Origin of the sequence: Lacticaseibacillus manihotivorans DSM 13343 = JCM 12514 (assembly GCF_001435035.1) — a bacterium.
Classification (GTDB): domain Bacteria; phylum Bacillota; class Bacilli; order Lactobacillales; family Lactobacillaceae; genus Lacticaseibacillus; species Lacticaseibacillus manihotivorans.
On record NZ_AZEU01000072.1, the window covers coordinates 1 to 3,655 of the forward strand.

The window sequence follows — 3,655 nt, forward strand, 5'->3', positions numbered from 1 at the left end:
TTCAGACCGGCCAGATGCGATTTCATGTACCAAATACCGAGGTGAATAATCCAGGTGTTAAGTATACGACATCAATCAGATCAGAAAAAGAATTTAGATGGACCTGTTGTCAAAAAGTAATATTGGCTATCCAAAGTTTCGCTTTAACTCAATTAATGGCCAATTTCAAGGCTATCTTCCCGAGAGCTTCTGTATATTTCATAGGACGGACATCAAAAAACTCTAACTACTGATTTGAGAAACGATTTGATGTCAACGTATTCGCTTAATCAAACAAAAAACAACTTATATGTCTGCACATCTATCTGCAGACATATAAGTTGTTTCCTCATTCAATATTCCACTTCTCGTCAACGCAACGAGTCGCTCAAAACCGATAGTATTATCGCTGATCAATTTCCCCTACTTATCTCTAAAACCTTCTGGATGGTTTTGATGCCAGTTCCAAGCCGTGGCGATGACTTGTTCGACATCATCAAACTTCGGCTTCCAGCCTAAAATGGTGCGGGCTTTGTCACTTGCTGCGATCAAAGTGGAAGGATCACCTGGGCGACGTGGGCCGATTTTGGCAGGAATGGGTTGGCCAGTGACTTTACGAGCCGCGTTTAAGATCTCTAAGTTAGAGAAACCAGTCGCAGAACCTAAGTTAAAGGCGTTGGAATCGTTGCTTTCAGACAAATACTTCATCGCTAAGATATGCGCATCAGCTAAGTCAACGACATGCACATAGTCGCGGACGTTGGTACCATCTTTGGTTGGATAATCATCACCGAAGATCTGCAAGCCATCACGAGTCCCAGCAGCGGCCTGTAAAATGATCGGGATCAAATGCGTTTCAGGATGGTGGTCTTCACCGATAGAACCATCTGGCATGGCGCCGGCGACGTTGAAGTAGCGCAAGGCAACGAACTTGATGCCATATGCGACATCGGCCCACTTGATGATTTTTTCCATGGCCAGCTTGGATTCACCATAAGGGTTGGTTGGTACTTGCGGGTCATCTTCATGAATTGGCACGTGCTTTGGTTCGCCGTAAGTCGCTGCAGTTGAAGAGAAGACGATCTTCTTGATGCCGAATTGGTTCATCGCTTCCAGTAAAGTGATCATGCCACTGGTGTTGTTGTCGAAGTACTTCAACGGGTCCTTCATCGATTCTGGCACGATGGAGAAGGCAGCAAAGTGAATGACACCGTCGATTTTTTCCTTGGAGAACGCTTGGCTCAAGAAGTGGTAATCGCGGATATCGCCTTGATAGAAACGGGCCTTGGGATCCACCGCGCGCTTGTGGCCAGTGATCAAGTTATCCAAAACCACAACATCTTGGCCCGCTTTAACGAGTTGTGCAACCGTATGCGAACCGATATAGCCCGCGCCACCTAAAACAGCAATTGTCATAGAACTACCCCTTTTCTACAAATACAACCATTATACCTGACTTAGATAAGCATTATTTTGAGAACTCGTTTTCTTATCTAAAACTTCTAAAACAATGACACTTCTTTAGATGCTATACTATCAATGGAGGTGGTAAAAATGAAAATTTCGCACATTTTGATTACCGCGTTAGCCTTGCTAACGTTGTCAGGGTGTCAGGCAAAGCCTGATACTACGAAGCTTAATTCCAACCTAAATGACGCGATTTCAGCAAAAAAATATGAAAAGGCAGAAGGAATTAATGATTCAATCCAATCGTTATCACCAAGCAACACGTCAGCAAAACGTGCAAAGGTATTAAAGGCAATTGTTTCCGCTCAAGATGCGATTCGTTCAGAGAATTTTTCTCTTGCCATCGAGAAAACAAACGATTATGCAAACGGCTCTAAGTCACTTGAACGCGTGGCTGCAAGGCTTCACTCACGCGCTACAACTCTAAGAAAAGCAAACAAATCACTTTCAACACAACTATCCTCAGCAAAATCTGCAGTTCAAGTTGGAAATGGTGACCAGGCTTTGAACACTCTCAACCAGCTACTTGACTCAAAGACGATTAAGAAACCGGAACTCAAAAACTTATACATTCAGGCATTAAATCTCAGGCTTTCAATCAACCAAACAAATAACTCTGATAATACCAGCTCAACAACGGCAAGCACTTCTGGTACAAGCAATCAGTCCTCATCGATAGACAAAACTGACGCTTCAAGCACCACGCCAGAAAGCGAACCAATTACCGGCTCTGATACTATCACTGATGCCGAAATTCAACAGGCACGTGACGATATCAAAGGTTTAGGTGAAGATCCTACCTACTTCAGTAACAACGACGTTCGTCGCGCTATCTTAAAGATGCGCGCTGCCGGACGATCTCATCTCACTACTTCTGATTGGCAATAAATCATCAAGTCATCCATTCTCCTTGCCACAAAGCTTGTCTTGCTTTGTGGTTTTTTAGTGCTCGAAAACAAGTAACACAGCTTTTATTGATCAGTAGCGTATAAATACGCCTGCTAACGATTTCCGCTAGTAGGCGCATCGATGAGTGTAATTCTTTAATTACGCTTTCAGTGTATGTCAACATTGATCACCCTGTCAAACCACATCAACAGAATAGTGTCAGTCTCTCTCACGGTTGTTTAACGACTCTGATATGAAAATAATCACGGTAATGAAAGTTTGGACTTGCTTTAGCATTATCAGTAATTTCCCAATTCATAAAGTTAGCAAATTTGGTCTTCGCAGTGTACGAGTATGCGGGGAGTGCAACTGTTTTTTTGCCATTTTGTTGCGCTGTCATAATTGTGGTGTACCGAGTCTGCACGGCACGACTCATATAGAATAAATCTATCGTCCCAGCAAGCATCTGAGGAATTGCAAATAAACTGACCGCAAGTGTTACTACCCACACCACGATACCCCCAGCAACATGGGCACGATGATGAGCAGTAGCTGTGAACATTGCCAGGATCAGAAATACGATGCCACCAAACCACGTGCGACCCTCTGTACGTTCGATCGGTGAAAAAATCAAGACTACAATCGCTGCGCAACCTGCAACTAGAAAGAGGGAAGAAATGATGACATCGCGTTGTGGCAACCATGTGAACGCTGCTATCACGATTAATATGGCGGTAAAAATAATCAGATAGATGTAATACGCCTGGATAGATGTGCACACTTCGAAAATACCAGAAATCAGTCGATGCAGGAAACTATCGTGAGTCATCAAACGGCTACGAACGCGATTACCCGGAGCCAATAGTAACAAGGTGAATCCGATAATTTGGCCGATTAATGCAACGAATTGCCAAAGTGCCAGCGGATGGTCTGTAGTGTATTTTTGCATCAGCAACAACGCGATGATTACCATCACCCCAGCTCCACCTGTATTTTCATTACTCCACCCTGCCAACATTCCAAGCCCAAAGGCTGATACGAAAATTACAGCATGACTTGAGCGAGTTGTTACACCGTCTAATGCATCAATGAAGCAATGAACCAATAGCAATATGAACACCGTGGGCCACAAATAATTCCCTGCACCCGCACGCCATAGCACAGTTTCACCGAATGCAGGCAAGAATACAATGTTCGCTGCGAAAACGCCAACCAATCGCCAAGCACTAACAGCTCGTTTAGTTCGAGCAGAGATACTTGCCATCATGTCATCGCGCAGTTTATACCGTTCCGATTACTCAAATAAGCGTCAAATAATTCC

General features: G+C 43.9%; 3 protein-coding genes. 1 reads left to right on the forward strand and 2 read right to left on the reverse strand.

Annotated elements, in window-relative coordinates; all coding sequences use genetic code 11:
* Positions 1-402: 402 nt before the first annotated feature.
* On the reverse strand, positions 403-1,395 hold the full coding sequence (gene galE / locus FD01_RS04035; protein WP_056962738.1) for a UDP-glucose 4-epimerase GalE: 993 nt from the start codon (positions 1,393-1,395) through the stop codon (positions 403-405).
* A gap of 138 nt (positions 1,396-1,533) precedes the next feature.
* Here galE and FD01_RS04040 point away from each other — a divergent pair, with 138 nt between their 5' ends.
* Complete coding sequence (locus FD01_RS04040) at positions 1,534-2,334, forward strand: hypothetical protein (protein WP_054719809.1); 801 nt, start codon at positions 1,534-1,536, stop codon at positions 2,332-2,334.
* Between the two features lie 229 nt (positions 2,335-2,563).
* On the opposite strand, the gene FD01_RS04045 is transcribed toward FD01_RS04040, so the two are convergent.
* Positions 2,564-3,601: a DUF6056 family protein gene (locus FD01_RS04045; protein WP_056962740.1), complete on the reverse strand. Its 1,038-nt coding sequence runs from the start codon at positions 3,599-3,601 to the stop codon at positions 2,564-2,566.
* Positions 3,602-3,655: the final 54 nt, after the last annotated feature.

Coding starts and splice junctions, on each gene's coding strand:
- galE (WP_056962738.1), bottom strand. CDS start 1,395: ATGACAATTGCTGTTTTAGGTGGCGCGGGCTATATCGGTTCGCATACG.
- FD01_RS04040 (WP_054719809.1), top strand. CDS start 1,534: ATGAAAATTTCGCACATTTTGATTACCGCGTTAGCCTTGCTAACGTTG.
- FD01_RS04045 (WP_056962740.1), bottom strand. CDS start 3,601: ATGATGGCAAGTATCTCTGCTCGAACTAAACGAGCTGTTAGTGCTTGG.